The sequence below is a fragment of the Mycobacterium sp. genome (assembly GCF_035314905.1).
In the GTDB taxonomy this organism is placed as follows: Bacteria; Actinomycetota; Actinomycetes; order Mycobacteriales; family Mycobacteriaceae; genus Mycobacterium.
Map to the genome: position 1 here is coordinate 1 of NZ_DATFYW010000100.1, position 25,872 is coordinate 25,872.

At 66.2% G+C, this 25,872-nt stretch carries 28 protein-coding genes and 1 pseudogene; 23 read left to right on the plus strand and 6 right to left on the minus strand.

Annotation, left to right across the window (positions count from 1 at the left end; genetic code table 11):
* From VKG81_RS08360 to VKG81_RS08375, 4 genes are all read left to right on the plus strand, one after another.
* Positions 1 to 207 (plus strand): Rieske (2Fe-2S) protein (locus tag VKG81_RS08360; protein ID WP_324395383.1); only part of this gene is annotated, 207 nt, incomplete at its 5' end.
* Entirely contained in the window at positions 204 to 1,271 is a 1,068-nt protein-coding gene (locus VKG81_RS08365; RefSeq protein ID WP_324395385.1) for an amidohydrolase family protein, read from the plus strand. The genes VKG81_RS08360 and VKG81_RS08365, both read left to right, overlap by 4 nt.
* The gene (locus VKG81_RS08370; protein WP_324395387.1) at positions 1,268 to 2,437 is read left to right on the plus strand and encodes an amidohydrolase family protein; all 1,170 of its coding nucleotides are present in this window, start codon (positions 1,268 to 1,270) and stop codon (positions 2,435 to 2,437) included. Before VKG81_RS08365 ends, VKG81_RS08370 begins: the two co-directional genes overlap by 4 nt.
* Positions 2,421 to 2,870: a hypothetical protein gene (locus VKG81_RS08375; RefSeq protein ID WP_324395389.1), complete on the plus strand. Its 450-nt coding sequence runs from the start codon at positions 2,421 to 2,423 to the stop codon at positions 2,868 to 2,870. Before VKG81_RS08370 ends, VKG81_RS08375 begins: the two co-directional genes overlap by 17 nt.
* A gap of 13 nt (positions 2,871 to 2,883) precedes the next feature.
* Here VKG81_RS08375 and VKG81_RS08380 read toward each other — a convergent pair whose 3' ends face one another.
* The 3 genes from VKG81_RS08380 to VKG81_RS08390 form a co-directional block, all read right to left on the minus strand.
* A complete protein-coding gene (locus tag VKG81_RS08380) occupies positions 2,884 to 4,380 on the minus strand; it encodes a class I adenylate-forming enzyme family protein (protein ID WP_324395391.1) in 1,497 nt (498 codons plus the stop codon).
* A gap of 107 nt (positions 4,381 to 4,487) precedes the next feature.
* Positions 4,488 to 5,216 carry an SDR family oxidoreductase gene (locus VKG81_RS08385; protein WP_324395393.1) on the minus strand — a complete coding sequence of 243 codons (729 nt, stop codon included), beginning with the start codon at positions 5,214 to 5,216 and terminating at the stop codon, positions 4,488 to 4,490.
* Between the two features lie 12 nt (positions 5,217 to 5,228).
* Positions 5,229 to 6,038, minus strand: coding sequence for a FadR/GntR family transcriptional regulator (locus VKG81_RS08390; protein WP_324395395.1), 810 nt, complete (start codon positions 6,036 to 6,038; stop codon positions 5,229 to 5,231).
* Between the two features lie 158 nt (positions 6,039 to 6,196).
* Here VKG81_RS08390 and VKG81_RS08395 point away from each other — a divergent pair, with 158 nt between their 5' ends.
* Together VKG81_RS08395 and VKG81_RS08400 are read left to right on the plus strand one after the other, a co-directional pair.
* Positions 6,197 to 8,560, plus strand: coding sequence for a CaiB/BaiF CoA-transferase family protein (locus VKG81_RS08395; RefSeq protein WP_414685200.1), 2,364 nt, complete (start codon positions 6,197 to 6,199; stop codon positions 8,558 to 8,560).
* A gap of 35 nt (positions 8,561 to 8,595) precedes the next feature.
* Complete coding sequence (locus tag VKG81_RS08400; protein WP_324395399.1) at positions 8,596 to 9,300, plus strand: haloacid dehalogenase type II; 705 nt, start codon at positions 8,596 to 8,598, stop codon at positions 9,298 to 9,300.
* Positions 9,301 to 9,305: 5 nt separating this feature from the next.
* Here the strand turns inward: VKG81_RS08400 and VKG81_RS08405 are convergent, their stop codons facing one another.
* Positions 9,306 to 10,544, minus strand: coding sequence for a cytochrome P450 (locus tag VKG81_RS08405; protein WP_324395401.1), 1,239 nt, complete (start codon positions 10,542 to 10,544; stop codon positions 9,306 to 9,308).
* Between the two features lie 182 nt (positions 10,545 to 10,726).
* On the opposite strand from VKG81_RS08405, the gene VKG81_RS08410 reads away from it, so the two are divergent.
* The 5 genes from VKG81_RS08410 (at position 10,727) to VKG81_RS08430 (ending at position 14,942) form a co-directional block, all read left to right on the plus strand.
* Positions 10,727 to 11,854, plus strand: a complete 1,128-nt coding sequence (locus VKG81_RS08410) for a Rieske 2Fe-2S domain-containing protein (protein WP_324395403.1) — start codon at positions 10,727 to 10,729, stop codon at positions 11,852 to 11,854.
* On the plus strand, positions 11,854 to 13,458 hold the full coding sequence (locus tag VKG81_RS08415; RefSeq protein ID WP_324395431.1) for an AMP-binding protein: 1,605 nt from the start codon (positions 11,854 to 11,856) through the stop codon (positions 13,456 to 13,458). The genes VKG81_RS08410 and VKG81_RS08415 overlap by 1 nt, the downstream gene beginning before the upstream one ends.
* 75 nt (positions 13,459 to 13,533) lie before the next feature.
* The gene (locus VKG81_RS08420; RefSeq protein ID WP_324395405.1) at positions 13,534 to 13,947 is read left to right on the plus strand and encodes a nuclear transport factor 2 family protein; all 414 of its coding nucleotides are present in this window, start codon (positions 13,534 to 13,536) and stop codon (positions 13,945 to 13,947) included.
* 72 nt (positions 13,948 to 14,019) lie between these two features.
* Positions 14,020 to 14,493, plus strand: coding sequence for an FAS1-like dehydratase domain-containing protein (locus tag VKG81_RS08425; RefSeq protein ID WP_324395433.1), 474 nt, complete (start codon positions 14,020 to 14,022; stop codon positions 14,491 to 14,493).
* On the plus strand, positions 14,490 to 14,942 hold the full coding sequence (locus tag VKG81_RS08430) for a MaoC/PaaZ C-terminal domain-containing protein (RefSeq protein WP_324395407.1): 453 nt from the start codon (positions 14,490 to 14,492) through the stop codon (positions 14,940 to 14,942). The genes VKG81_RS08425 and VKG81_RS08430 overlap by 4 nt, the downstream gene beginning before the upstream one ends.
* On the opposite strand, the gene VKG81_RS08435 is transcribed toward VKG81_RS08430, so the two are convergent.
* Positions 14,925 to 16,382, minus strand: coding sequence for an aldehyde dehydrogenase (locus VKG81_RS08435; protein ID WP_324395409.1), 1,458 nt, complete (start codon positions 16,380 to 16,382; stop codon positions 14,925 to 14,927). The genes VKG81_RS08430 and VKG81_RS08435 overlap by 18 nt on opposite strands.
* 88 nt (positions 16,383 to 16,470) lie before the next feature.
* Here VKG81_RS08435 and VKG81_RS08440 point away from each other — a divergent pair, with 88 nt between their 5' ends.
* The 6 genes and pseudogenes from VKG81_RS08440 (at position 16,471) to VKG81_RS08465 (ending at position 21,566) form a co-directional block, all read left to right on the plus strand.
* Entirely contained in the window at positions 16,471 to 17,862 is a 1,392-nt protein-coding gene (locus tag VKG81_RS08440) for a lipocalin-like domain-containing protein (RefSeq protein WP_324395411.1), read from the plus strand.
* A 172-nt stretch (positions 17,863 to 18,034) separates the two neighbouring features.
* The gene (locus VKG81_RS08445; RefSeq protein WP_324395412.1) at positions 18,035 to 19,327 is read left to right on the plus strand and encodes an amidohydrolase family protein; all 1,293 of its coding nucleotides are present in this window, start codon (positions 18,035 to 18,037) and stop codon (positions 19,325 to 19,327) included.
* Positions 19,328 to 19,810: 483 nt separating this feature from the next.
* Positions 19,811 to 20,053, plus strand: coding sequence for a hypothetical protein (locus VKG81_RS08450; RefSeq protein ID WP_324395414.1), 243 nt, complete (start codon positions 19,811 to 19,813; stop codon positions 20,051 to 20,053).
* A 122-nt stretch (positions 20,054 to 20,175) separates the two neighbouring features.
* Positions 20,176 to 20,485, plus strand: a pseudogene (locus VKG81_RS08455) (response regulator transcription factor); the annotation flags it as partial.
* A 149-nt stretch (positions 20,486 to 20,634) separates the two neighbouring features.
* Positions 20,635 to 21,129 (plus strand): MarR family transcriptional regulator, encoded by a 495-nt coding sequence (locus VKG81_RS08460; RefSeq protein WP_324395416.1) that lies wholly within the window; start codon positions 20,635 to 20,637, stop codon positions 21,127 to 21,129.
* The gene (locus VKG81_RS08465; protein WP_324395418.1) at positions 21,126 to 21,566 is read left to right on the plus strand and encodes a DUF5313 family protein; all 441 of its coding nucleotides are present in this window, start codon (positions 21,126 to 21,128) and stop codon (positions 21,564 to 21,566) included. The genes VKG81_RS08460 and VKG81_RS08465 overlap by 4 nt, the downstream gene beginning before the upstream one ends.
* Before the next feature lie 192 nt (positions 21,567 to 21,758).
* On the opposite strand, the gene VKG81_RS08470 is transcribed toward VKG81_RS08465, so the two are convergent.
* The gene (locus VKG81_RS08470; RefSeq protein WP_414685201.1) at positions 21,759 to 22,397 is read right to left on the minus strand and encodes a sigma-70 family RNA polymerase sigma factor; all 639 of its coding nucleotides are present in this window, start codon (positions 22,395 to 22,397) and stop codon (positions 21,759 to 21,761) included.
* A 147-nt stretch (positions 22,398 to 22,544) separates the two neighbouring features.
* On the opposite strand from VKG81_RS08470, the gene VKG81_RS08475 reads away from it, so the two are divergent.
* The 6 genes from VKG81_RS08475 to VKG81_RS08500 all read left to right on the plus strand — a co-directional run.
* Positions 22,545 to 22,685, plus strand: coding sequence for a hypothetical protein (locus tag VKG81_RS08475; protein ID WP_324395420.1), 141 nt, complete (start codon positions 22,545 to 22,547; stop codon positions 22,683 to 22,685).
* Complete coding sequence (locus VKG81_RS08480; protein ID WP_324395422.1) at positions 22,682 to 23,035, plus strand: response regulator; 354 nt, start codon at positions 22,682 to 22,684, stop codon at positions 23,033 to 23,035. The genes VKG81_RS08475 and VKG81_RS08480 overlap by 4 nt, the downstream gene beginning before the upstream one ends.
* 200 nt (positions 23,036 to 23,235) lie before the next feature.
* Positions 23,236 to 23,763 carry a TetR/AcrR family transcriptional regulator gene (locus VKG81_RS08485; protein ID WP_324395423.1) on the plus strand — a complete coding sequence of 176 codons (528 nt, stop codon included), beginning with the start codon at positions 23,236 to 23,238 and terminating at the stop codon, positions 23,761 to 23,763.
* Positions 23,764 to 23,934: 171 nt separating this feature from the next.
* A complete protein-coding gene (locus VKG81_RS08490; RefSeq protein ID WP_324395425.1) occupies positions 23,935 to 25,038 on the plus strand; it encodes a VIT1/CCC1 transporter family protein in 1,104 nt (367 codons plus the stop codon).
* 29 nt (positions 25,039 to 25,067) lie between these two features.
* The gene (locus tag VKG81_RS08495) at positions 25,068 to 25,331 is read left to right on the plus strand and encodes a hypothetical protein (protein WP_324395427.1); all 264 of its coding nucleotides are present in this window, start codon (positions 25,068 to 25,070) and stop codon (positions 25,329 to 25,331) included.
* 121 nt (positions 25,332 to 25,452) lie between these two features.
* Positions 25,453 to 25,872, plus strand: a 420-nt coding sequence (locus VKG81_RS08500; RefSeq protein ID WP_324395429.1) for an SRPBCC family protein, incomplete at its 3' end; no start/stop codon positions are given.

A 25,872-nucleotide genomic window follows, 5' to 3' on the forward strand; every position in this document is an offset into this window, starting at 1 on the left:
TGCACGGGGTTTGTCGGAGGCACCAACGAGTTTGCTCCCGACGTGCCCGGCCAGCTTCGCCACGTGCGCGCCGGGCGTATCGTGCGGTGCCCCTGGCATCAATGGGAGTTCGACATCACCACGGGACGGACCGTTGCCGACCCGCGCAAGCGCGTCCGCACCTACGAGGTCGACGTCACCGGCGGGGAGGTGTACCTCACCGCATGAACACCCCGCAGGCCGTCATAGACGCCAACGTCCAGCCGCACTTCCGGTACAACGCCGAAATCCGCCGCTACCTTCCGCCTTCGTACAAGCTGCGCGCGATCCCCGACGTCGAGCAGCAGTGGTACCAGGCCCCCGGCGGGGATTACCGGCACGATCTCTACGGCGACCACTACCCGGGTTCTGACCGGGAAACGTTGTGCCGGAACCTGTTCGAAGAGGGCGGCGCGGCTCATGCGATCCTCAACCCGTTGACGCGCGGCAACATCGCCGACTACCTGCTCAACAGCAGAATCTGCGCAGCGGTGAACGACTGGCTCCTGGATCACTGGTTGGACGCCGACACGAGCGGGCGCCTGCGGGGAACGATCCGAGTCAACCCCGAGGACCCCAAGGGCGCTGTGGCCGAGATCGAAAGGCTCGCTGCCCATCCCAAGATGGTGCAGGTCGGTGTGCCCGTGCAGTCGCGCGAGCCGTACGGCAAGCCGGTGTTCGAGCCGATCTGGGAGGCGGCCGCGGCGCATGGGCTGCCGGTGGCAGTGCACATAAATGGCGGCAACGGCGTCGACCATCCGCCGACGTTCGCAGGCCACGCCCACACCTATCCCGGCTATGCGGCGTTCATGCCGCTGAACTCCTTCGTGCACCTGGCGACACTGATCATCGAGGGAGTCTTCGGGCGCCATCCGGATCTGCGGTTCGTGTTCGCTGACGGCGGCTATGACATCCTGACCCCGCTGATGTGGCGGCTGGACACTTTCTGGGTATCCATGCGTGACCAAACACCGTGGGTCGACCGCTATCCGAGCGAGTACCTGCGCGGCCACGTGCGGTTCTGTTCGTCGGCGTTCGACGGGCCTACCGAAGAGAATCACGCCGAACGGTGGCTGGACTTCACCGACAAGGCCGACCTGCTGATGTACGGATCGAGTTACCCGCACTGGTCCACGGCGGCGCCGGAGTCCGTCGTGGCGGGGCTCAGCGGCGAGCAGCGCGAAAAAGTACTGTGGCGTAACGCAAGTGACCTGTACGGGGTCGCAATGGAAGTTGAAGGAAGTGCCCCATGACCACCGTGGAACGCGAGAAGGACGATGTCGCATTGCAAGACATCGAGGTCACGATCGTCGACACCGACGTGCATCCGCTGCCGGTGTCGGCCGAGGTACTCAAGTCCTACGCGCCCGCCGCGTGGAGAGACAAGGTGTGGCCGACACGCAATGCGGTCGCGCCGATCCCGCACTTCTACGACACACCGGACTCCTACAAGACGATGTCGCTGCGCGTCGACGCAACCCCGCCCGGAGGGGGTATGGCCGGCAGCGATCCGGACTTCGCCGCGAAGCAATTACTGCTCGATGCCGGGGTCAGCATCGCGACGCTGGGCCCGATGTGCGACGCGCAGCTGCCGCAGGCCGAAAACGTGCTGAAGTGCGCCTACAACGACTGGCTCGCCGATGTGTGGCTGGACAAGAACAACTGGCACGGACGTTGGCGGGGATCGATCAGCGTCAGCGCGCAGGTGCCCGAAGACGCCGCACGTGAAATCGAGGAGTGGGCCGGGCACCCCTACATGGCGCAGGTGCTGATGACGCCGCAGACGCGTGGCATCCCGTTCGGCAGCCCGCATTTCGATCCGCTCTACGAAGCCGCGGCGCGCAACGGATTTCCGGTCGCCACCCATCTGATGGGCCAGACACCGTTCGAACTCATTCCGCTCTACCCGGTGGGAAACCCAGCGCACTGGCATGACTTCTTCGCGTCCTGGCCGCTGCTGTACGTGTCGCACTTGATGAGTCTGGTGTTCGACGGCGCGTTCGACCGGCATCCCGATCTGCGGATCGTTTTCGTCGAAGGTGGCTTCACGTGGGCGATGCCGGTGATGTGGCGCATGGACCGGATCTGGGAGCACCGAAAGAGCGACCTGCCGCATGTCCGCCGCCGGCCATCGGAGTACGTGCGCGAACACGTGCGGTTCACCACCCAGCCGCTCGAGGACGTCAAGCTCGGCGATTTCCGCGACTACATGCAGATGATGGATCTCGGCGACAACATCATGTTCTCGACCGACTACCCGCATTGGAGCTACGACTCGCCTGCCTGGGCGGTCAACCGGTTCCCTCCGGACCAGCGCGAGCGCATCATGCGCGGCAACGCCACCGCCCTCTACGGATTGCCGTCGACGGTCAAGGCGCTCCCCGGAGAACAGCCGGGCGTCGGTGTCCCTGCCGTCTGACCGTAACGCCGTCGCGGCGGCCCTGACAGATCTGGTGGCCGAATACGACAAGCGGTGGACCGGCCTGGATTTTGTTGCGGTGGCTGCGCTTTGGGAGCACGACACACCTCAGCCGATCTATCTCGGCGACGAATACGCGGCGCCGCTCGTCGGTGCCGACGAGCTCGACAGGCACTGGGCCCGGGTCAGCAGCAGGCTCAAGACCGCGTCGATCTCGTCGAGCCTGCACGCGTGCGACGTGGTGGACGACTCGATCGTGCGTGCTGTGCTGCTCAGTCGGTGGCGCCTGAAGGGCAGGGAGTCAGACCTCGCGCGCACCGGCGCCAGCTGGATCACCTGGCTGCTGGTCCGCCGCGGCGGTCAGTATCGGATCTTCCACCAGATGGAGTCGCAGGTCTACCTGAGCGGGGAAGACGTCAGCCACCCGGAATGACGGCCCGGCTCAGTCAGCCGCCGCGATCCTTGATCATCGCCGACCGGTTCACCTTTGTGGCCGCGGTGCGGGGCACTTCCTCGACGAATTCGACGGATTTGGGGACCTTGTACGCGGCGAGCCGGCTCTTCGCGTATCGGATGACCTGCTGCTCGGTGGGGGGATTGGACGGATCGGCCGGCTGGACGACCGCGTGGACGCGGCGGCCCCACTCCGGGTCCGACAACCCCAGGACGACGACGTCTGCGATGTCACCATGCTCGGCGAGCGCCGATTCCACCTCCGCGGGATACACATTCGCCCCGCCGGTGACGATCATGTCGGTGCGCCGGTCGGCGATGTGGAGGTAGCCGTCCGCGTCGAGGCGGCCGATGTCGCCGGCAGAATGGAACCCGTCCTCAGTCGAGGACAACGGGCGCGCGCCGCCGAGGTAGCGGTATCCCGCGCTCATCGGCGCGCGGAGGTAGATCTCGCCGAGTTCACCCGTTGGCACCGGCTCGCCGTCCTCGCCGAGGATGCGGACCTCGGTGTCGCGGAAGCCGCGACCCACACTTCCGGGGTGCTGCAGCCACTCGTCGCCGCGCAACGCGGTAAGGCCCAGGTTCTCGGTCATGCCGTATGCCATCAGGACGCGCTCCGGGCTCAGCAGCTCGAACCATTTGTGCAGCAAGGCGGGTGGCATCACCGCGGCCCCCTGCAGAATCCACTCCACACTCGAGAGGTCGCGGGTTTCCACGTCGGCTACTGCCGCCATGCGTTTGAGCATCGTCGGCGTTGCGGTGAAGTTCGTGACGCGGTGACGGTCGATGGCGTCGAGAACTGTTTCGGCGCCGAACTTTTCCATCACGATCAGCCGGTCGCCGCCGAGCAGGTAGTTCAGGGTGTTGAAGCCGTTGGTGTGATACATCGGCCCGGGCACGAGGATGACCTGCGGCTGGGACACCTCGGCCCAGTGCGCGAGAAACGGTTCGCCGTGCTGGGGTGTCCAGATCGCGGGCGCCATGTTGAGGATCACCTTGGGCAGACCGGTCGATCCGCTGCTGCAGATTCCGTTGACAGTCGGTGACACCACCTCGGGCAGGGGGTCGGCCGGCAGGCGGGTCGCGGCGGCTGCAACTGCGGGCCGGTTCTGTTGGTCGATGACGACAGTGGCCTTGATGACGTCGAGGAGCCTCGTTCGTTCCCACTCGGGGATGTCCCACCGCATCGGTACCGGCACCGCTCCGATCTTCCAGCAGCCCAGGGTGCTCAGCACCAGGTCCTGCGAATTCGGAATGGCCAGCGCGACCAGCGAACCGAACCGCGCGCCAGCCCCGGTCAACGCCCGCGCCCACTGGTTGGCGCGACGATCCAGCTCCTCCCAGGTGAGTCCCTGCTCCGAGCCGTCGGGTGCGACGGTGACCAGCCCGATGCCGCCGGGGTCGGCGAGAGCACGCCGGTGCAGCTGTGACCCGTAGGGCACTGCGTCGGCGGGCAGGGATGCGGCCCCGGCCAATTCGCCTTCAGACACTCGCACCGAAAACCTGGTGCGGGGCTGCATCGAGCAACATGGGCAGTTCGGATATCCCTCGAGGTCGGCTCTTCGGTGAAAATAATAAAGTAGCCATGGATGCGGTTCTATCCGTGGTTCGCGGACTTCGTCGCGCGCCGCTGAACTTCGAGCGGGACCACCGGTTCGCGCGCCGCGGGCCCGCGGGTGATCGCGTTGAGCCTGATCTCCGGCAGGTCGACCGAGGGGTCGACGGTGTCCAACCACGCCACCGCTTCGGCGACATCTGTCGCACGTATCGCATACATCTCGAACGGAACGTCTTGCAGCAGGTCGGTCTCGACCGGCCCCGGCGTGACGATGTGGACATTGATGCCATCGCGGTCGACTTCGAGCGCCAGTGCACGGGCGAACGCGTTCATTCCGGCCTTCGATGCCGAGTAGGCGGTCCTCGCGCGCATCGGTTCGTGGGCCGCAGACGACGAGATGAAAACGACGCGCGAACCCGCTTTCATCCGGGGCAGCGCCGCGGAGGTGACGACAAAACAAGAGTCCAGATTGGCTGAAATCGTCGCGCGCCACTGCTGGAAACTCTGCTTGCGGACATAGGTTCCGCCGAGTATCCCGGCGGCGTGCACGAGGAGGTCTATTGCACCGGCCGCACGCACCGCCGGCTCGAAGGCCTCGGGCTCCGTTGCGTCGGCGACGACGTATCGCGCGCCGATCTCCGCTGCGGCCGCACGCAGCGGCGCCTCGCGCCGCGCTGTCAGCACCACGTCATAGCCAAGCTCAACCAGCTTGCGCCCACACGCCTTTCCAATGCCGCCGCTGCCCCCGGTGATCAACGCCGTTCGCACGCGATGCACCTGTCAACGGCGGCGTCGCGCCAACGCCTGGGGCGACAAGGCGACGATCCGCTGCTCGGGATCGCCGGCCAGGAAGTAGGTTCTGGTGTCGGACAGATGCCGCGCGGCCAGCCGGCGAGCGCGCTCGGCATCGCCGGCTTCGATCGCGTCGGTCATCTTGTTGTGTGTGTTCAGCGCGATGCGACGCTTGCTCATCGACGGATACTCGCCGCGCGCCGCGGTCTCCTCAGCCCACTGCTGCAAGTGGCTCGTCCACAGCGTCTCCAGGCTGCCGACCACCGCGATCATCGTGTGGTTGCCGCAATTGCGCACCACTTCGTCATGGAACTGTCCCCCGATCTCGGTGAAGCGTGCCCCGTCATCGATGTGCGCGGCCATCGACTCGTTGATCTCTTTGAGCTTGGGGATCAGGGTATCCGCACGGTCGGGACGCCGAGCCGCCATGGCCGCGCAGATCGGCTCGAGTTCCTGCAGCGCCGTGCCGAGATCGCCCAGCGGCACATAGTCGCTTTGCAGCAACAGCCCGAGCATGTAAGCAGCGCTCGCCTTCGCCGGCGCGTGGACGATCGCGCCACCGCGGTTGCCGCGCCGCACCGACACCAGGCCCTCGGTCTCGAGGATCCGCAGCGCCTCCCGCAACGACACCAGGCTGACGTTGAACTGCTCGACGAGCACCTCCTGGCGCGGCAGCAGGTCGCCGTCGGCCAGCTCACCGTCGATAATCTGCCTGCGCAACTCATCGGCGACGATCTCGGCGATCCTGCGCGCGGACAACCTGCGTCGAGCCTCCGGGCCGATTCCGAGCGTTGTCATCGCGTCCAGCATCAAAGGTGGATGGGTGTGGCGGCGCTGCGGCCACGACACCCAGTTGTCTTAACAATCTTAACAGTGGGTGATCGCCGTGTCGGGGTTTACCGGAACGCTATCCGTCAAAAGTAACTAAGATCATAAAGAAACCGGGGAGGTTGTGCGTGAGCGACGTGGCACGCACTCCGCTGGAGGATCTGTGCGTCCTCGAGATCAGCGATCGGATCGCGGGCGAGTACTGCGGCAAGCTGCTGGTCGACGCGGGTGCCGACGTCCTGAAGGTGGAGCCGGCCGAGGGAGACCCGTTGCGCCGCTTCACCGTTACCGGTGCGGAGCCGAAGGACGGGACCGACGCGCCGCTGTTCAGCTATCTGAACGCGGGCAAACGCAGCGTGACGACCCGATGGCAGGAGCTGCTCACCCCGGCCGACGTCGTGATCGTGACCGCCACCCGATCGGCAGCCCTCGCGCGCGGCATCGACCCGCAGCGGCTGCTGGAGATCGCACCCAACTGTGTCGTCGTGACGATCTCCGACTTCGGATGGACCGGTCCCTGGTCGGAGCGCACCGCGACGGAGTTCACGTTGCAGGCCTGGTCGGGCTGTACGGGCTTCCGAGGCGACCCGGCCGGGCCGCCGATCTCGATCGGCGGCGAGCTGGGGGAGTACATGGCGGGCGCGTTCGCCGCATACGGGGTGCTGGCGGTTCGTCGCGGCGTACGCCGGGGCGGCCGTGGCGAGCACCTCGACTTGTCAATGCTGGAAGCGATGACACTGATGCAGAGCTGCGAATGGCTGCATGCGCAGCTGATGCGGGTGCCCCCGATCAGGCGTTCCGTCGAGGTCCCGTCGATCGAGCCGGCCAAGGACGGCTACGTCGGCATCACGATGGTCACCGGACAGCAGTGGGTTGACTTCGCGGCCATGGTGGAGTGCCCCGAACTCACCGAGCTTCCCGAGCTCCGGTTCCAACTGGGCCGCTGGGAGCATCGCGACCGGATACGGGAGCTGATCGGTCCGTGGCTGCGCGAGCGCACCGTCGCCGAGATCGTCGAGCTGGGCCAGCTGTACCGGCTGCCGATCGCCCCGCTCGGCAACGGCTCGACGATTCCTGACATGGAGTACATGCGCGAGCGGGGAGTGTTCGTGTCAAATCCCGCCGGCTTCCACCAGCCGCGCACCCCGTGGCTGATGTCGGCCGCACAACCGGCCGCGATCCGGCATGCCCCAACCGTGGGCGACGCCGACCACGACATCGATTGGCAGCCAAGGCAATCAGCAGGCCCCGCATCGTCTGCCGGGCTGCCGCTCGATGGTGTGAGGGTGGTCGATCTGACCGCGTTCTGGGCGGGTCCGTCGGCGACGCACGCCCTGGCGGCGTTCGGAGCCGACGTCATCAAGGTCGAGTCGATACAGCGCCCCGACGGCATCCGGTACTCGGGCGGAATGCGCACCGACGTCGATGATTGGTGGGAGTACGGCTGGCTGTTCCAGGGCGTGAACACCAACAAGCGCTCGGTGACGCTGGATCTGCAATCCGAGGACGGGGTCCGCCTGCTGATGGAGCTGATCCGCCAGGCCGACGCGGTGATCGAGAACTTTTCGCCACGGGTGATGGAGCAGTTCGGGCTCGGCGCCGACACCCTGCTCGCGCGCAATCCCCGCCTCGTTGTGGTCCGGATGCCTGCGTTCGTGCTCGAGGGCCCCTGGCGCGACCGCGTCGGCTTTGCGCCCACCATGGAGCAGATCGCCGGCCTGGCGTGGGTGACGGGATCACCCGACGGGCCGCCCGTCGCACCGCGCGGCGCCTGCGACCCGTTGGCGGGAGTCCACGCCGCGTTCGCGCTTGTCGCGGCGGTGGAGTTCACCGAGCGCACCGGCCGCGGCCAGCTCGTCGAGCTGCCGATGATCGAGACCGTGCTCAACGTGACCGCCGCGCAGCCAATCGAATCCGAGGTCTTCGGGGTGACGCTGGAACGGCGGGGCAACCGCGGCCACACGAGTGCTACGCAGAACATCTACCAATGCGCCGGCGAGGACGACTGGATCGCCCTGACGGTCGCCACCGACACCGAGTGGCGAGCGCTGGTGCGGGTGATGGGTAGCCCGTCGTGGGCCGACGACGCCCGGGTGGCGACGATTGCGCACCGCCGCGAACGCGCGGAGGAGATCGACCGCCGCCTGGGCGAGTGGTTCGCCGCGCAAGAACTGAACGATGTCGTCGAGCGTCTTGCCGCTGTCGGCGTGCCTGTCGCGGCCGTGGTGTCGCCGTCGTCGGTCACCGACAACCCGCAGCTGCGTGACCGTGGATTCTTCGAGCGGCTCGACCATCCGCGCACCGGTCCCGGCTGGTACCCGTGCCCGCCGTTCGCCCGGCTCAACGGCGCGGCGAAGTGGCTGTTTCGTGCCGCTCCCAGGCTCGGCGAGCACAACAGGGAAGTGCTGACCACGCTGTGCGGACTGGCCGACGAGGATCTCGACCGGCTAGCCGCCCAAGCGGTGATCGGCGCCCGTCCGAAAGGTCTCTAGAAGAGATGCCGCCAACAGCACTGTTATTCGAAGAGATGCCGCCAACAGCACTGTTATTCGATGTGCAGGGGACCGCCACGGATTTCCATTCGACCGTGCGCGACGAGGCGCAGCGAATAGACGCCGGTCGCCACCCGCGGGTCGACTGGGCGGGATTCGTGCGGCGCTGGCGGCAAGGGTATGTTGCGGCGCTGGACGCGGCGGCAAGCGCCAGCACCACATGGGTCTCGGTGGGTGCGGTGTACCGACAGGCACTGGACGCTTTGCTGGGCCAATACGGAATCACCGACTGGCCCGACACCGACCGCGACGAGCTCACCTCGGCCTGGCAGCGCCTCGAGCCGTGGCCCGACGTGGTCCCGGGCCTGACTCGGCTGAAAAGAAGGTTCACGTTGGCCACCCTGTCGAACGCGGATGTATCTGCGGTAGTGAACATCTCCAAGCGGGCCGGCCTGCCCTGGGACGCGATATTCGCCGCGGAGATGGCCGGCGCGTTCAAGCCCGATCCGGCCACCTACCGGATGGCCGCCACTTATCTTGGTCTGCAGCCCGCCGAGATCATGATGGTGGCCTGTCACAAGTACGACATCCGTGCCGCCGGCAGCCTCGGATTTCAGACCGCCTTCGTTGCCCGGCCGCTGGAATTGGGCGCCGGGGGCCCGGTCGACGTGAGCTACGGGGACGAGTTCGACGTCAACGCCCGTGACTTGCTCGATCTGGCGGGCCAGCTCGGCTGCTGACGCGCCTAGCGGGGCGTCAGCGAGACCGCCATCGCATCGAAGATGTACATGTTGGTCACCAGGCTCGGGTAGGCCACCTTGGGCGGTCCGAGGCTGATGTCCTCGGCGCGAACGAGCAGCTCATCGAACACCGCGCGGATCTCGGCACGCGCGAGCATCGCGCCGAGGCAATGGTGAGGACCGCCGCCGCCGAACGCCACGTGCGGGTTGGGCGTGCGGCCGATGTCGAAGACGAACGGCTCGGCGAAGACGTCCTCGTCGCGATTGGCCGACCGCAGCATCGACACCACCCGATCACCCCTGGGAATCGTGAGGCCGTCCATCTCGACGTCGACCTTTGCGCTGCGCGTCCAGTAGGTGACCGGCGTCGACCAGCGCAGCACCTCTTCCACGGCGCTGGACCGCACCTGCTCGTCGGCGCGATACCGCTCGATCTGCCCGGGGTTGGCGACAAATGCCTGGAGGCCGGCGGCCAGAGCGTTCTTCGTGGTGTCGCTGCCGGCGAAGGCCAGCACGAAAAAGAAGATCTCCAGCTCGTTGGCGGGTAGCGACAGCTGCTCGCCGTTCTCGCCGGTGATCACCGCCGAGGTGAGCGTGCTCCAGATGTCATCGGCCGGGTTGCGCCGTTTCTCCGCGGTGAGCTCGAGCGCATACGAGAAGATCCTGCCGAAGAGCTCGAGGTGCTGCTGCTCGGTCAACCGCGCCTCCGGCGAGTTGGCCTTCAGGATGCGATCCAGCGTGTCGAAGATGTGCGGCCGATCCTCGTCGGGAATCCCGATGATGTCGCCGATGACCGTCATCGGGAGCACGTCGGCCACATCAGCGATCCAATCGCCGCCGCCGACGGCGAGTAGCCGGTCGATCATCGACGCGGCCCGTGCCCGAATGCCTTCCTCCAGCCTGCTGATGGCGCGCGGGGTGAAGGCGTGGGACATCACCCTGCGCCGCTTCGTCAGGTCGGGCGGATCCATGTTGATGATGGTCGGAAACGAGGCGACGGGCCCCACGCCCTGGATGAGCGGACCGTCGACGGCGGTGAACGAATCTGTGTCGCGGTGGATGCGCACCGCGTGGTGATGCTTGGTCGTCATCCAGAAATCGCGCTGCACGGTCCGGGCCACGCCGTCGGTGAGTTCGTGGTGAAAGATCGGGCGATCGCGGCGCAGTTCGGCGAACAGTTCGTCGGGAAAACCGTTCCGCCACAGCGCGAAATCCGAGAGGTCGACTGGAGCGGTCGTGGTCATGCGCCATCCTTGCGTCCGCGCTGGGTTCCCGCCCGGCGGGCCGGGGAACCACCTTGGCCTAGACTGCCTAAAATAATAAAGATACGCAACGCGTGAGTCGTTGAACTGCCGGATTGTGCGCGCGTATCGGGCGTACGCTTCGGTTGCATCAGCGCTGAGGAGCCAATTTTCCGCGTCGGGGAATGGAGGAGACAGTGACGGACACAGTCTCGGACTCGACCATCGATCCGTCGGAACGCGAGTTCGGTCCGAGCGGGATCGGTTTGTCGCACTACCGGTTCCCGACGGGGTGGTTCATCGTCGGGTTCGCCTCGGAGTTAGCCCCCGGGCAGGTGAAGCGGGCCCACTATTTCGGTGAGGAGTTGGTGATCTTCCGCACCGAATCCGGGCGCATCAACGTGCTGGACGCGTATTGCCAGCACCTCGGTGCCAATCTGGCGGTCGGAGGGACGGTCGAGGGTGAACAGATCGTCTGCCCGTGGCACGGGTGGCACTGGAACGGGGACGGCACCAATGCGCTGATCCCGTACAGCAAGATCGGCTGCAAGCAGAACGTGCGGATCCGCACGTACCCGACCACGGAGTGGTACGGCTTCGTCCTGGTGTGGCATGAGCGCCACGGCCGGGCGCCCTACTGGCAGCCACCGGTGCTGCCTGAGCTCGAAACCGGTGAGTACTACCCGCTGCACCCGCATACCCGGATGCTCAACCGGGTCAAGGTGCATGTCCAGATGATCATCGAAAACGCCGCCGATCCCTACCACGTGCAGTATGTGCACAAGGCCGACAGCCCCGCGAACACGGCGTCGTTCGAGGTCAGCGGGTATCACCTGCACGCGACCGTGAATGCGAATTTCGGTGGCGGACGGGCCAAGACATGGCTGACGCCCGACGGGCCCGTGGACGCGAAGATCGTCTACGACAACTATTCGCTGGGGCTGGGGATCGTCCGCTTCCCCTCGGAGCTCGTCGCCACGGTCCAGGTCACCGGCCAGACCCCGGTGGACGAGGACTACACCGACTACTTCTACACCCAGGCTTCGGTGCGCGAACCCGGCGACTCGGGCGACAAACCGGCCGGCCGCGCGGCGAGGTTCTTTGCGCTGCAGCAGGAAGTCATCAAGCAAGACTTCTTCACCTGGGAGAACATGAAATACCTCGACAAGCCGAACCTGGCCCCCGAGGAGGCGCGGGACTACGCCGCGCTTCGCCGGTGGGCGCACCGCTTCTACCCGGGCGCAGAGCCGTCGCCGGAGGATTTCGGCTACACCGCCGACGGCGCGCCCGACCCGGCGGCCGCGCGCGCGTGATGCAAGCCGGACGCGACGAGGCGTCAGGTCCTGCGGCGTTCGGTCTCGAACAATTCGCCGTCGCGGCCGTGCTCGACTTGCGTGCCGAGCAGTTCCCCGACCGCGTCATGATGTCGATCGCCGGCACGCCGGTGACCTACGCCCAGATGCGCGACCGCTCGTGCGCCGGGGCCAATGTGCTGGCCGAACTCGGGGTGAACCGGGGTGAGACCGTTGCGCTTTTCACCGGCGCCTGTCCCGAGTGGGTGTACTTCTGGCTGGGTGCCGCGCGAATCGGGGTGGTGACCGCCGCGGTGAATGCGGCCAACAAAGGCAAGTTCCTCAGCCACGCGTTGCAGTTATCGCGCGCCAAGGTCATCGTCACCGATCCGGCCCGGCGGGCCTACGTGCGGGAGGTGGCAGACGACGTCAAGACACTCAATTCGGTCCTGGTGGAGGGGGAGTCGCTCGCCGACCTGCTCGGGAACGCCTCGCCCGAAGCGCCCCGGGTCGCCGCGGCCGAGCCGCAAGACGTCGCCGCCCTGTTTTTCACGTCGGGCACCACGGGGCCATCGAAAGCGGTTGCCGCGACCTGGCACTACCTGTTCTGCGCCGCCGCGACCGCCGCCTCGGCGTGGGAGTTCGGTTCGGGCGACGTCCTGTGGACCGCCATGCCGCTTTTTCATCTCAGCGCGGCACCCACGGTTCTGGCGCCTCTGTTGGTGGGCGGGACGAGCGTGCTCGCGGCCGGGTTTCATCCAACTCGCGTGTGGGACGAGGTACGAGATTGCGGCGCAATCGGTTTCGCCGGCGCGGGTGCGATGGTGTCGATGCTGTGGGATCAGCCAGCCGACCCTCGCGACGCCGACCTTCCGCTGCGATTCATCTCGGCGGCGCCGATCGCGGCCGAGATATACCGCGGGGTCGAGCAGCGCTACGGCTGCCGCGTCGTGACGATGTACGGGCTCACCGAGGCCTTCCCTATCGCGGTCAAGGCCGTCGTCGATGACGGCGTGCCGGGGACATCGGGAAGGATCAATCCGGCGTTCGACGTGCGCATCGTCGACCACGCGGGACAGGACGTCACACCCGGCGAGATCGGTGAGATCGTCTGCCGGCCAACGTCGCCGCACGTAATGAGCGAGGGGTATGTGTCGGCGGCCGCCGGGCAGTCCGGCCTCGGGATCGATCCGCATCCGGAGTGGTTCCGCACGGGTGATCTGGGCAGGCTGGACGCTGACCACAACCTGACCTATGTCGACCGCGTCAAGGACTCCCTGCGCCGGCGTGGGGAGAACGTCTCGTCGGTGGAGCTGGAGGCCACGGTCATGCGCCATCCCGCCGTGCTGGAGGCCGCGGCGGTGGGTATCCCCAGTGAGCTGGGGGAGGACGACATTCTGGTCGTCGTCACCCTGCGGCCGCACGAAACCCTGGATTACACCGAGTTGCTGGATTTCTGTTCGGCCCGCATGCCGTACTTCTGCGTGCCGCGGTACCTGGAAATTCTCGACGAACTACCGAAGAACGTGATCGGGCGGGTGCGCAAGGACGTGCTGCGCAGTAGGGGTCTGGGCGCCGGCGCCTGGGACCGCGAAGCCCACGGCTACATGCTGAGCCGGCGATGAGCGCTGGCGCGACGAGCAGAAAACTGTGATGAGCGCTGGCGCGAAGAGCCGGAAACCGCGAGACGGGAGAACGCGATGAGCATGACCTACCAACAGCAGTACGTGCTGAACGGGCTGGCCGGGCGCGCTGCGATCCTGGATCTGACCGCGCGGCACAATCGGTTGTATTCCGCGGGAGACCTCGTCGGCTGGATCGCCACGTTCCGGCACTCCGGAGCGACGTTCGTCCGTGGCGGGCAGACGTTCTCCGATCTGCGGGCCGCGTTCGACGGCGGCAATGGGCACCGGCTCGTGACCGTCGACCACGAGATCTCCGTCGAAGGGGTCGATGCGACCCAGCGTTGCGTCGCGTTGCTGTTCGGCGGGGGCGAGTTGCGCGCCACCGGAACCTACGCCGACCGACTGATCTACGAGCGGGGAGGCTGGTACTTCACGTCGCGAGAGCTGGACTGGGATCCGGTAGTACGCAACGACACCGCTGCGGTCTGACACCCAGACGCCGACGTGGCCGCAGACATCAGTTACGAGTTCGCCTTTGGCAGCTATGAAGACGCGCTGCGGATGGTGGGCGTGCGCACCGAACCACGATTCGCCGGCACGGCGGTCAGCGCTGCCAGGATCCAGCACTTCGCGTCGATGGTCCGCGACGGAAATCCGTCGTACTGGGACGACGAGTTCGCCCACCGGGTCTGGGGTGGTCTGGTCGCGCCGCCGAGCATGCTGATGGGCTGGCTGATCCCGCCGCCGTGGCTGCCAACCGGCCAACCGCCGGTGCCGTCGATCGCGATTCGCGTCCCGCTTCCCGGCACGACGTTCATCAACGCCTCCAATGATGCCGAATTCTTCACGCCGATCGTGGCGGGCGACAGGCTCAGCGTCGTGGAGGAAGTCGTGGCAGTGTCACCAGAGAAGAGAACACGGCTGGGCGTCGGACATTTCGTCGAGACCTGCGACAATTTCCACCGGGACGACGGCGCCCTGATGGCCATCAACCGAAACACGCTGTACCGCTTCACGCCCGAGAAGCAGCCGTGACATCTCACCGCAGAATCGCCTGGGACCAGATCATCGTTCCGTCAGACCTTCCGGAGGTGGTGGACGAGATCAGCTACCAGCGGGTGGTGATGAACCCCGGGGCGACGTGGGATTACTTTCCCGGTCATTACGATCCGGTCTACGCCCGAAACCACGGTCATCGAACAATTTTCGTCAACACGATGCACTTTGCCGGATTCATCGATCGCGTTGCAACTGATTGGGCCGGTCCCTACAGCCGAGTGGTGCGGCGCAAGATGACGGTGCTGGGGCCGGTGTACGCCGGCGACACCATGGTCGGGCGCGGACGCGCGATCGACAAGCGGTGCGACACATCCGGTGGCACACCCCGCTACCTGGTCGACCTCGACATCACGGTCTGTAACCAGCGGGGTGAACTATGCTGCCCCGCCGAAGTCACCCTCGACGTTTCAGGCCAGCTCCGGTAGCTTGCCGGCGCTCACGGTGGACTGCAGCTCCACGTATTCGGAAAGACCCTCGGCCCCGAACTCCCGTCCGATGCCGGATTGCTTGAACCCGCCGAAGGGACAGCTTGTGTCCAGCGTGTACATATTGATGCCGTAGGTGCCGGCGCGAATCTCCGCAGCGATTTCGAGCCCGTGTGCGGTGTCGCTGGTCCACACCGACCCCGCCAAGCCGTAGTCGCTGTCGTTGGCGATCCGAACGGCGTCATTCTCGTCGGAATACTTCAGCACTGTCAGCACCGGTCCGAATATCTCCTCGCGCGCGATGCGCATCTCGTTGGTCGCGTCCGCGAACAACGTGGGCCGGACATACCAGCCACGGTCGTGCGGGTTGTCGGTGCCGCCGACGACCATGCGCGCACCCTCGTCGACTCCGCACCGGATGTATCCCTGCACTCGATGCTGCTGGCGCTGCGCGGCCAGGGGACCGATGTCGGTGGCCTCGTCGGCCGGGTCGCCAACCTGCAGGCCGGCGACCATGTCGGCGAGTGCATCGACGACCTCGTCGTGCCGGCGTTCGCTGACCAGAATCCTGGTCTGCGCAACGCATGCCTGCCCGTTGTTCATCAGGCTCGCCATCTTCAGGCTCGCGACCGTGCGGGCGATGTCGGCGTCGTCGAGAATGATCGCCGCCGATTTACCGCCCAGCTCCAGGCTGACCCGCTTGAGCTGCTCTCCGCAGAGCGCCGCGATGCGGCGGCCGACCGCCGACGAACCGGTGAACGCGATCTTGTCGACGCCGGGGTGGGTGACCAGGCTTTCCCCGGTTTCCCGTCCACCGGGAACTATCGACACCACGCCCTCAGGCAGGTCGACCTCGTCGAGCATCTCAGCCAGCCACAACGCGTCCAGCGGCGTTTCGGGCGCCGGCTTGACGACGACCGTGCAACCGGCGATCAGAGCCGGGATCAGCTTGGGCATGATCAGGAATTGCGGAACGTTCCACGGCACGATCGCCCCGACAACGCCGACCGGAGCACGGCGCACCTGCACCTGCCCGAACAGACCCTGCCGCCGCTCGACCCAGGGAAACTCACGCGCGGTCGCCATCGCCAGGTGCATCTGCGACGCCGCGCCGGCGGCCTGCCCCAGCCTGCTGAAGCTGCGCGGAGATCCCATCTCCGCGGTGATCAGGTCGGCCATCTCGTCCAGGTGACCGGCGTAGACCCCCGCGAGCTTCTCGACTTTCTCCATCCGCTCGAATGGACTCAACCGTGGCCATGGACCGTTGTCGAAGGCGTCCCGGGCGGCGGCCACCGCCCTGTGGACGTCCTCCGGGGAGGCGGCGGGCGCTTCACCGATCGGCTGCTCCGTGTGGGGCGAAATGACCGAGATCCGCTGCCCGGTGGATGGCGCCTGCCAGCGGCCTCCGATGAAAAGTCGATCATACGAAGGGGATCTCATGCGCGCCACCGCCCTGTCGCCCGCCGAATTCGCTATTACTGTTAACATAGCAAAAAAGCGACTTGGCGGGCAGGCGGAGTGGACTGCTGTGGGCGATGAACTGCAGGCTCCAGCCGACCCCCGGCAATCGGACAACCGGGGTCGTTATCCGTTCCAGGTGGTGGCCGGCGACCCGCAATTCCGGTTTCCCGCCGCCGAGGCAGACCACCCCGACTGCGAGTCGGACACGTGGTTTCTGGCCGGCGAGCTCGCCAGCTCCCACACCGGCCGAAAGTTCGCGTTCCTGACCATCTTCAACAAGAACCGTCCCGGGCACGCCGTCGTCGCCGACTTCTACACGTTCGCGCTGTTCGATCTCGGCGCCGGCACCTACGGGACGTACACCGATTACGACATGCCGCCGGCCAATCTGCGCCCAGGGGCGCGTCACAAGTTGTCGATGGCGGTCAGACACCTGGACATGGCATACCAGAGCGGCGCCGGTACCGCGGTGTGGCGGACCTGCCGCGACGGGGACCAGCAGTTGATCCCGTGCACCTACGATGTCGGTCTCGTCGGCACCGACCGGGGCGGCCATCCAATGGAGCTGCGCCTGCACGTCGGCGCTACGCGTGCGCCGGTGCCGGTGGGCGCATCGTCCTACAACGGCAAGATCACGTGCTTCGGGCAGGAGGACACGTACTCCTATTTCCAGACCGGAATGACGATGACCGGGACCCTGCGATGGGGTTCGGTGGAAGAAGCCGTCAGCGGCAGTGCGGGCCACGTCGATCGGCAGTGGTTCCCGCGGTACGCAGGCGGGGGCGGAACCGGCGGTGATCCCCGCGCGCGTGCTCACGAGTGGCGCACCATCAACCTCGACAACGGTGTCGACCTGAGTATTTGGCGGCAATTCGACCGGACGAATCGCAATGCCCTGCAACCCTTCTCCGGTGCGACGACCAGCCCGGCCGAAACCGGCGCGGAACCCGAATGCGCCGAAGACATCGAGGTCAGCGTTCTCAGCTATGTGCGCTGGCCGGAGTCGGTGCCCACGCTGGTCCCGCCTCTCGCCGCGGCGCGGTACATGCCGGACCGACACCGGCTGACCTCACGGAAGCTCGACCTCGAGCTGACCGGCGAACCGTTGGTGGAGGCGCCGGCACACGCCCTGCCGATCGAGTACATGGAAGGCCCGTACCGCTATCGCGGCACGATGCGAGGAAGGCCGGTGAGCGGATTTGCCTTCTATGAGCGGTCAATCGCACTGTACCGCGACTGGGAGTTGGTCGAGGTCCTGGCCAGCGCGGTCGAAAATCTGCACCCGAAGTCCGAGCGACTCGCGTCGATGGTTGCCGGCCTGCGGACATCGATCGGCGACGGTTGCAGGCAAGAGGCATTGGGCTACCTGCGCGACACCGTACGTCCCGTCGTCGACGCCGTGCCCGCCGCCACCCGGGTAGCGGAAATTCTCGCAGACCTCGCGAACGCGCTGCGGTGATTCTCCGAGCGCCCGCGACCACGCCGAGTGACGATGTTGCAGGTTGTAGCCCCGCGACGAAGTCGATAGTCCTCGTCGCGCACGGTGGCGTGTACCTGCCGTCTTGACACCTTGATGGGCCATTGTTGTTGTTTTTACAATAATTGTCACCGAGCGGAGGAAGAGGTTGGGAATGAACGTCAACGACATGGTCTTGGTAAGCGTCGACGATCACGTGGTGGAGCCGCCGGACCTCTTCGACGGTCGGCTGGCATCGAAGTACGTTGACTTTGCGCCGCAGTTCATCACCAATCCGGACGGCACGAACGTGTGGAGGTACAACGGCGAGACCGTCATGAACGTCGCGCTGAACGCCGTCGCCGGTCGCCCGAAGGAGGAGTACGGGATCGAGCCGACCTCGTTCACGCAGCTGCGCCCCGGAACCTACGACCACAACGAGCGCGTGAAGGACATGAGCGCCAACGGGGTGCTGGGATCGTTGTGCTTCCCGTCGTTCCCGCAGTTCTGCGGACAGCTCTTCGCCCGTACCGAAGACAAGGACGTCGCGCTGGCAATGGTGCAGGCCTACAACGACTGGCACATCGACGAGTGGTGTGGCAGCCATCCGGGCCGGTTCATTCCGTGTGCTTTGCCAGCGATCTGGGACCCGGAAGCCTTCGCGGCCGAAGTGCGGCGCGTTGCGAAGAAAGGCTGTCACGCACTGACATTCAGCGAGAACCCGTCGAAGCTGGGTTGGCCCTCGATTCACTCCGACCACTGGGATCCGGTGTGGGACGCCTGCAGCGAGGAATCGGTGGTGGTGTGCATGCACATCGGCTCGTCCTCTCAGCTGACGATCACCTCGCCGGACGCTCCGATGGATGTGATGATCACCCTGCAGCCGATGAACATCGTGCAGGCGGCGGCCGACCTGGTGTGGTCGCCGACGCTTCGGAAGTTCCCCGACCTGAAGGTCGCGCTGTCGGAGGGCGGGATCGGCTGGATCCCGTACTTCCTCGAGCGGATAAACTACAACTACGACCGCCACCACGCCTGGACCGGTCAGGACTTCGGCAACAAGCTGCCCAGCGAGGTCTTCAACGAGCACGTGCTGACGTGCTTCATCGACGACAAATTCGGGGTGGCGAGCCTCGAGGCTCTCGACACGGACATGGTGACATGGGAGTGCGACTACCCGCACTCAGACTCCAACTGGCCGGAGTCGCCGGAAGTCTTTGCCCAGTCGATCGATGGGGTCAGCGACGAGAACATCGACAAGATCACCCATCTGAACGCGATGAAGCATTACCACTACGACCCCTTCCCGGTGCTGGGTGGCCGCGACAATTGCACGGTCAGCGCGCTGCGGAAGCAGGTCGAGGGCCACGACGTCGCCATCAAGTCGCAGCGCCGCGACGGCGAGCAGAAGGGCGGGATCAAGGCATCCGACCTCCAGAAGATGGCGACCGCAGGAGCCCGGGATTAGACGTGCGCACCCGCTAAGGAGCTGACGCGACCGGCACGATCGGTGAGGCGGGGGTGCCTCCGCCCCCACCGTCCGAGCCGTAGTCAAGGCCGGGGGGCCACGTGGCGTCGTCCGACTGCGATCCATCGCCGCCCGTGTTGGTGTCATTCGTGGGGCCACAGTTAGCGGGACCCACGATCCCGGGGCCGAAGCCACCGCAGACGTCGGCGTTGGCGACACCGACCGAGACCATGGTCAATGCCGCGGCCACAACAATCGCCACCGCGTGAGCGGCTAACCGGGCGCGGCTCACAGCAAAATGATATTCCGCAGGTGCCGCGAGTGCGATCGGAATCCTCGAAGTGTGAAACTGCATTGTCAGCCTTACCGCCAGAATGCCCTTATTGTGGATTCGATCGATTACGCCGGACGAAGGAGTCGCCGACGGTCAACAGGGGCAAGACGCCACCGACCGGCGCGCTCACGCGTCGCGAACGCCGCGTCATGTTGATAGCAACGGGCGTCGTCGCGGCACTCATCGCCGCCGGGGCGGCGATCTGGGCGTTCACCAGCCACTCCTCGAGCGACGGCTGTGTAAACGTCTCGATCGCGAGTTCGATGGGCGGGGCACTGGAGCACGCGTGTGGTGCGGCCGCGCGCGACTGGTGTCGCGCCGCGTCCGGTCGGCACGACGCCCACGCCGAGGCAGTTCAGGCTCAGTGCCGGGTGGCCGGGATTCTTCCGTAGCCGGCAACGGCGGCGGGACAGTACTCACCAGTGGCACGGCTTTCGGAAGGAACACGGTGGCGCCCGACACGAGCACCGCTCACGGCGGCCCGCCCGACGGTGGCGGCTCGGCGCCTGCCGGATTGCGCGCAGTGGTGGCCGACGACGAAACCCTGCTGCGCGAGGGTTTGGCGAGCCTGCTGGACCGTTCCGGCTTCACGGTCGTCGGCCAAGCCGGTAACGCGGTGGAGTTGCTCGCGTTGGTGCGGAAAGAGTCGCCGGACGTGGCTGGAAGTCTTGGCGTTAATGGCCGAGGGCCGTTCCAACGCCGGCATCGCACGGCGGCTATGGGTGACCGAGGGCACAGTCGAAAAACACGTCCGTAGCATCCTGACCAAACTCAACCTGCCCGAGACGGACGACGACCACCGCCGGGTGCGCGCAGTCATCAGTCATCACCTTTCTCGACTCCGGATAAAGCGCCGGCATACACCGTCTGGAAGGGATCGGCCCACCTACGGCGATCGAGGACAAGCCGCCGCCACTGCGAAAACCTTGTACACTAATAGTTAGTACCCTCAATAGTCTGCTATGCTCGCTGCATGGCCAACGCACTCGCTGAAGACGTCGATCCTCTGGCCCTGGAACGCCAGGTGTGTTTCGCGTTGGCGATCACCAACCGCGCGGTGCTCGCGGTGTACCGGCCGCTGCTCGAGGCGCTCGGGCTGACCCATCCGCAGTATCTCGTGATGCTGACGCTGTGGGATAACGCCAAGACAGGCCGAGGACCGTTGTCGGTCGGGGCCATAGCCGCACTCCTGCAGATGGATTCGGCGACGCTGTCGCCAATGCTGAAGCGGCTGCAGGCAGAGGGCTTGATCACACGGTCGCGCAACGCGGCCGATGAGCGGACCACGCACGTGGAGCTGACGCCCGCCGGCCGCAGCTTGCGCCGCCGGGCGCTCAAGATTCCGCCCGCGGTGGTCGAACGGCTCGGCGTCGACATAGCCGAGCTCGAGCATCTGCACAAGGTACTCAGCAGAATCAACGCGGCCGCGCTGGCGGCCGGCGCCCTCGACGCGGAGATGAAGAGATGACGCGGCACCCCGCCCCGACCCAACTCAGCGCGTCGGATCATGATCAACGACGTCGCCCGGATCCGCTGCGCTGGATCTGGTACACATTCGGCGGCCGGCTCGGTCCGTGCTACCGCGAATGGGTGCTGCGCGATCTGACCTCCCGCACCCGCTGGCTCCGCCAGGTCGTGCGTGTCATGGTGCAGGTGGCGCCGCTCGAATTGGTGCTGTTGCTGGTGCTGGGATTCGGCTGGATCACCGGGGCGGCGCTGATCTGCGGGCTGGTGCTGGCGCTGATCTACTCGGCCGCGTACATCGATCAGTCGGCTGAGAGCCGGCTCGTCAAACACGAATACCCGCCGGGCACGGTCCAGCGGGTCCTGGCTGAACGCGATCGAGCGAACGATCCGGATCGACTGCGCCGCTATATGCAGACTTATCGCAGCAACGCGGACTAGATCGGCTCACGGGGCGGTGAGAGGGATGGTTATCTGCGGGGAGGTCCCGCTGACCCACGGTGAGCGAATGCTCGTCGCTCGGCACGGGGATACCCGCGTCTGTGGTTGTCGGCTTCGGTTGTGTGTCAGTCATTCTCAATCCCCGTGTGTGGGTTGTGTTGCGGTTCTTTGCACTGTCGGGTCGGGCATGGCTCATGCGGTTTGCGGGACGAGCCATGCTCGTCGGTAGCCTCGATCCGTGGCGACCTCGGCAAGGAGTCGGCGAAGTTGGGTTCGTCCGCGATGCAAGCGCGACATCACGGTTCCAATCGGTGCGTCGGTGAGTTCGGCGATCTCCTTGAAACGAAAGCCCGCGACGTCCGCGTAGTACACCGTCGTGCGGAACTGTTCGGGCAGTGCCTGCATGGCCGCCCTGATGTCGGTGTCCGGCAGTGCCCGCAATACCTGGTCCCCGGCGGAGTGCGGGCCGGTTGCGCTGCGCTGCGCACTTGCCGCGAACTGGACATCGGTGATCTGCTCGGTCGGGTACTGTGCCGGACGGCGCTGCCTCTTGCGGTAGTCGCTGATGTAGGTGTTGACAAGGATCCGGTGCAGCCAAGCGTTCAAGTTGCTGCCCGGCCGGAACGCGTGAAGGCCGCCGAATGCTTTCACCAGGGTGTCCTGCACGAGATCCTCCGCGTCAGAAGGATTGTGGTTCATGCGCAGAGCTTGACGGTGGAGTGCGCCGATGAGCGGGGTGACGTCGCGTTCGAACCGAGCACTGAGATCTGCGGCAACGCCGGATTCTGCGGGCGGCGGGGTGTCAAGCACGCGCTGCCCCTTTCGACGTATCGGACTCTGTCCCTTAACAATTGCGCGTAGACTGGCCGGCGTCTGCACCGCTGACACCCGTTGCCCGCCCCTGCTGGCCGCAATGCGCGTCTACCTGCTATCAGGCACCCGCGATGCCGCACACGAATGCCGGCCCACGATCAAGACTTGGCCGCCAGGCGGGCTTGGCGGCTCGACCGGCTGCATGTCGACGGGTCGGAGATGGGTTTCCTGCTGGCCTGCATGTCGACGACAGCCGTATCCGCAACACTGGACTCGTGCCAATTGGTGATCGGTTGCGATGTGTGATCGTCGACGATAATCCGGATTTCCTCGATGCCGCTGCGGGGTTGCTCGAGCGCCACGGAATCCGGGTGGTCGGTGCGGCGCGGTCTTGCTCAGCAGGGCTGCGGTGCGTTGAGGCATTGCGGCCCGATGTCACCCTTGTCGACATCGACCTAGGCGGGGAGAGTGGCTTCGACTTTGTCGAGCAACTTCATCTGCAGACCCCCGGGGCGACACCGCCGGTGATATTGATCTCCACCCATGGCGAGCAAGACTTCGCGGAACTGATCGCGACAAGCCCGGCGGTGGCTTTCCTGCCCAAGTCAGCCCTGTCAGGTCCCGCCATCCGCGAGGTCCTCGGACTGCTCCGATAGCGGCCACCCCGGGCCCGCCGGTCGCGCTTGGATCACCGCGCGGCGCGGCATGCCGGAATCCTCACCTCTGCGCCAACGCCCAGCCGGAACGCCATAATAATGAACGCTAAGTTCAGTATTTGTCGGAAGGGTGACAGATGGCGCAGGATCAGCCCGTAACCGGTCCAGGCCGACCACGAAGCCAAAGGTCGCGGCTGGCCGTGCTGCAGGCGACCTCGCAACTGATCGACGAGGTCGGGCTGCGCGCCATGACCACCGACGAGATCGCCAGCCGCAGCGGGGTGAGCAAGGCGACCATTTACAAGTGGTGGCCCAACAAGTACGCCGTTGCGGTCGAGGCGTTCCTGTCGGAGATGGCGGTCGAATCGGCCGACCCCGACACCGGTTCCGCGCGCGAAGACTTCCGCCAGGCGCTGCGGGGCCTGATGCACTTCTACACGGGGAAGAGCGGCCGTGCGTACGCCCAACTCATCGGGGAGGCGCAGTTCGATCCGCAGATCGGCGCGGAGCTGCGTGACCACCTCATCGGTTCTCGGCGGCAACTGGTGCGCGCGATCTGGGATCGCGGCGTCGCACGCGGGGAGCTGCGGCCCAACGTCGATCCCGAGGTAGCGATCGACCTGATATTCGGCCCGGCGATGTATCGCTTGGTCGCTGGACACGCTGCGCTCGACGACGTGAGCGCCGACCACATCGTCGATGTGGCCATGCGCGGTCTTGCCCGCTGAGAGGGACGTCACACGCCGGGCAGGCTTCAAACGCACCGGATACCGCGTTATTCCCTATGAAAACTAGACGTTCAGTTTTTAGGGCGTAACGAGCATGCCCGTGACCGTTCAGGATGCCGGCCGGGTGTTCCGTGCGGTCAACCCCGACGACAACTGAGGAGGGTTCCGGCGATGAGCCGAGATGCCAACCCATCGAGCCGCTTTCGCAGCCTGCTCGCATCCGAGCGGCGTAGCGCAGACCTGTACGCCGGGCTTGCAGACGCGGCCGCCGGCGACAGGCGCGAGGTCCTGTCCGAGCTGGCCGCGGTGGAGCGTAAGCACGCGGCACACTGGGCCGCCAAACTCACCGAGCTCGGTGAGCCAGTGCCCGGGCCCGGGCGCCGCGGTATCCGCACAGCGGCGCTGTCGTGGCTGGCCCGCCGGTTGTCCATCGACTCCGTGCTGCCCTATCTGGAGCGGGCGGAGAAGGCCGACGCCTCCCTTTATCAGGGCGACATCGACGCCACCGTGGCGATGGCCGCCGACGAACGTTCCCATGCCCGAGTACTCACCCGGCTGCGCGAATCCGGCGACCGCGCCGCCCTGCGCACACGTGAGCCTTGGCACCGCGGTGACCGGTCCGGCGCACTGCGTGCCGCAGTGTTCGGCGTCAACGACGGCCTGGTGTCGAACACGTCACTGGTGATGGGCTTCGCCGGTTCCGGGGCGGCCGCGAGTGTGGTGCTGTTCGCCGGTCTGGCAGGCCTGCTGGCCGGAGCGTTCTCGATGGCGGCCGGCGAGTACATCTCGATGCGGAGTCAACGGGAAGCCTACGAGCGCGAAATCGAGCTCGAGGCGATGGAACTGCGCGACGACCCCGACGCGGAGGCCGAAGAACTGGCGCTGATCTACCGCGCCAAAGGCTTGGACAGCGAGCAGGCCGAGCAGGCGGCCGCCGCGATCATGAAGGACCGCGAGGTCGCCCTGGACACGATGGCGCGCGAGGAGCTCGGGCTGGATCCCGACGAGCTCGGCTCACCATGGTCGGCGGCCGTCTCGAGCCTGTTCGCATTCGGGCTCGGCGCTGTGGTGGTCGTGCTGCCGTACCTGTTCGGGTCGGGTCGCGCCGCACTGATCGCCGCGGTCGTGCTGGCCGGGTTGGCGTTGTTCGCCGTGGGCGCCGTGATCGGGTTGCTCAACGGCCGAAGCGCGCTCCGGTCCGGTGCGCGCCAACTGCTGGTCGGCGGCGCAGCCGGCCTGCTGGTCTTCGGAATCGGACACCTCTCCCGGCTCTAACACCAACACATCAAAAAGGAGACACACCAATGAAATTCCATTACGTCACACCGCTGGTGGCAGCTGCGGGAGCTGCAGTCGCGATCATCGCGGCCCCCGCCGCGCTGGCCACCGACAGCGGCGATCAGTCCTGCACCACCGCTCCGGGCGTCGGCACCGTCTGCTCCTCGCCCGGCAATGTGCAGATCAATGACTCGACGCCGGTCCAGTTCGGCCCGCAGTACCTCTACTGGGAGGGCGACTACTTCGGGGGGTACGGATACGGTGGCGGCCATGTGGGCGGCCACCGGTAAGCCTCGCCATACTCGGGCCAGCCGCTCTCGAGGATGATGTCGACGAAGTCGTCCCGAGCAAACGCAGGGTCGTAGTGGCCCAAGACGTCGGTTTCGACGCCGGCGATTATGGTTGTCGTTCGTGAGTTGGTGGACCGCCCATGCCGAGCAGACGCTGAACGAGGAGGTGCCCGCCGGGCCGGACACCGTCCGGGGTTTCTATGCGGATCTGAACAACATGAAGCACGTCCACCCGCTCGTGGTCGCCGTGCGTTCAACCGCGCGAAATGAGGGGGCGGACGGATACGCGCAAAGCTACCGGGTTCGTGATCGTGTCCCGTTGGGACCGTTCACGATTCCGACCGTCTACTCGGCCCGGCTGTCGGTACCCGCGGCGGGTGGCGTGACTTTTCAGGCGCGCCAATTTCCCGGCGTACGTCTGCGCGGCAGGGTGACCTTCGAGCCAATCGAGGGCGGCACCCGAGTAACCGAGCGGCTGTGCATCGCGGCGCCCCGACCGCTGGCCGGCTTCACGGTGCGCGAGGCGCTGAAGGCGCACATC

Excerpts from the sequence above, each read along its gene's own strand:
- VKG81_RS08465 (WP_324395418.1), top strand. The coding sequence starts at position 21,126 with ATGACGCGGCACCCCGCCCCGACCCAACTCAGCGCGTCGGATCATGAT.
- VKG81_RS08400 (WP_324395399.1), top strand. The coding sequence starts at position 8,596 with ATGCCGCCAACAGCACTGTTATTCGATGTGCAGGGGACCGCCACGGAT.
- VKG81_RS08405 (WP_324395401.1), bottom strand. The coding sequence starts at position 10,544 with ATGACCACGACCGCTCCAGTCGACCTCTCGGATTTCGCGCTGTGGCGG.
- VKG81_RS08495 (WP_324395427.1), top strand. The coding sequence starts at position 25,068 with ATGAAATTCCATTACGTCACACCGCTGGTGGCAGCTGCGGGAGCTGCA.
- VKG81_RS08415 (WP_324395431.1), top strand. The coding sequence starts at position 11,854 with ATGCAAGCCGGACGCGACGAGGCGTCAGGTCCTGCGGCGTTCGGTCTC.
- VKG81_RS08365 (WP_324395385.1), top strand. The coding sequence starts at position 204 with ATGAACACCCCGCAGGCCGTCATAGACGCCAACGTCCAGCCGCACTTC.
- VKG81_RS08460 (WP_324395416.1), top strand. The coding sequence starts at position 20,635 with ATGGCCAACGCACTCGCTGAAGACGTCGATCCTCTGGCCCTGGAACGC.
- VKG81_RS08450 (WP_324395414.1), top strand. The coding sequence starts at position 19,811 with ATGTTGATAGCAACGGGCGTCGTCGCGGCACTCATCGCCGCCGGGGCG.
- VKG81_RS08435 (WP_324395409.1), bottom strand. The coding sequence starts at position 16,382 with ATGAGATCCCCTTCGTATGATCGACTTTTCATCGGAGGCCGCTGGCAG.
- VKG81_RS08425 (WP_324395433.1), top strand. The coding sequence starts at position 14,020 with ATGGTGGGCGTGCGCACCGAACCACGATTCGCCGGCACGGCGGTCAGC.
- VKG81_RS08445 (WP_324395412.1), top strand. The coding sequence starts at position 18,035 with ATGAACGTCAACGACATGGTCTTGGTAAGCGTCGACGATCACGTGGTG.
- VKG81_RS08420 (WP_324395405.1), top strand. The coding sequence starts at position 13,534 with ATGAGCATGACCTACCAACAGCAGTACGTGCTGAACGGGCTGGCCGGG.
- VKG81_RS08390 (WP_324395395.1), bottom strand. The coding sequence starts at position 6,038 with ATGACAACGCTCGGAATCGGCCCGGAGGCTCGACGCAGGTTGTCCGCG.
- VKG81_RS08370 (WP_324395387.1), top strand. The coding sequence starts at position 1,268 with ATGACCACCGTGGAACGCGAGAAGGACGATGTCGCATTGCAAGACATC.
- VKG81_RS08410 (WP_324395403.1), top strand. The coding sequence starts at position 10,727 with ATGGAGGAGACAGTGACGGACACAGTCTCGGACTCGACCATCGATCCG.
- VKG81_RS08490 (WP_324395425.1), top strand. The coding sequence starts at position 23,935 with ATGAGCCGAGATGCCAACCCATCGAGCCGCTTTCGCAGCCTGCTCGCA.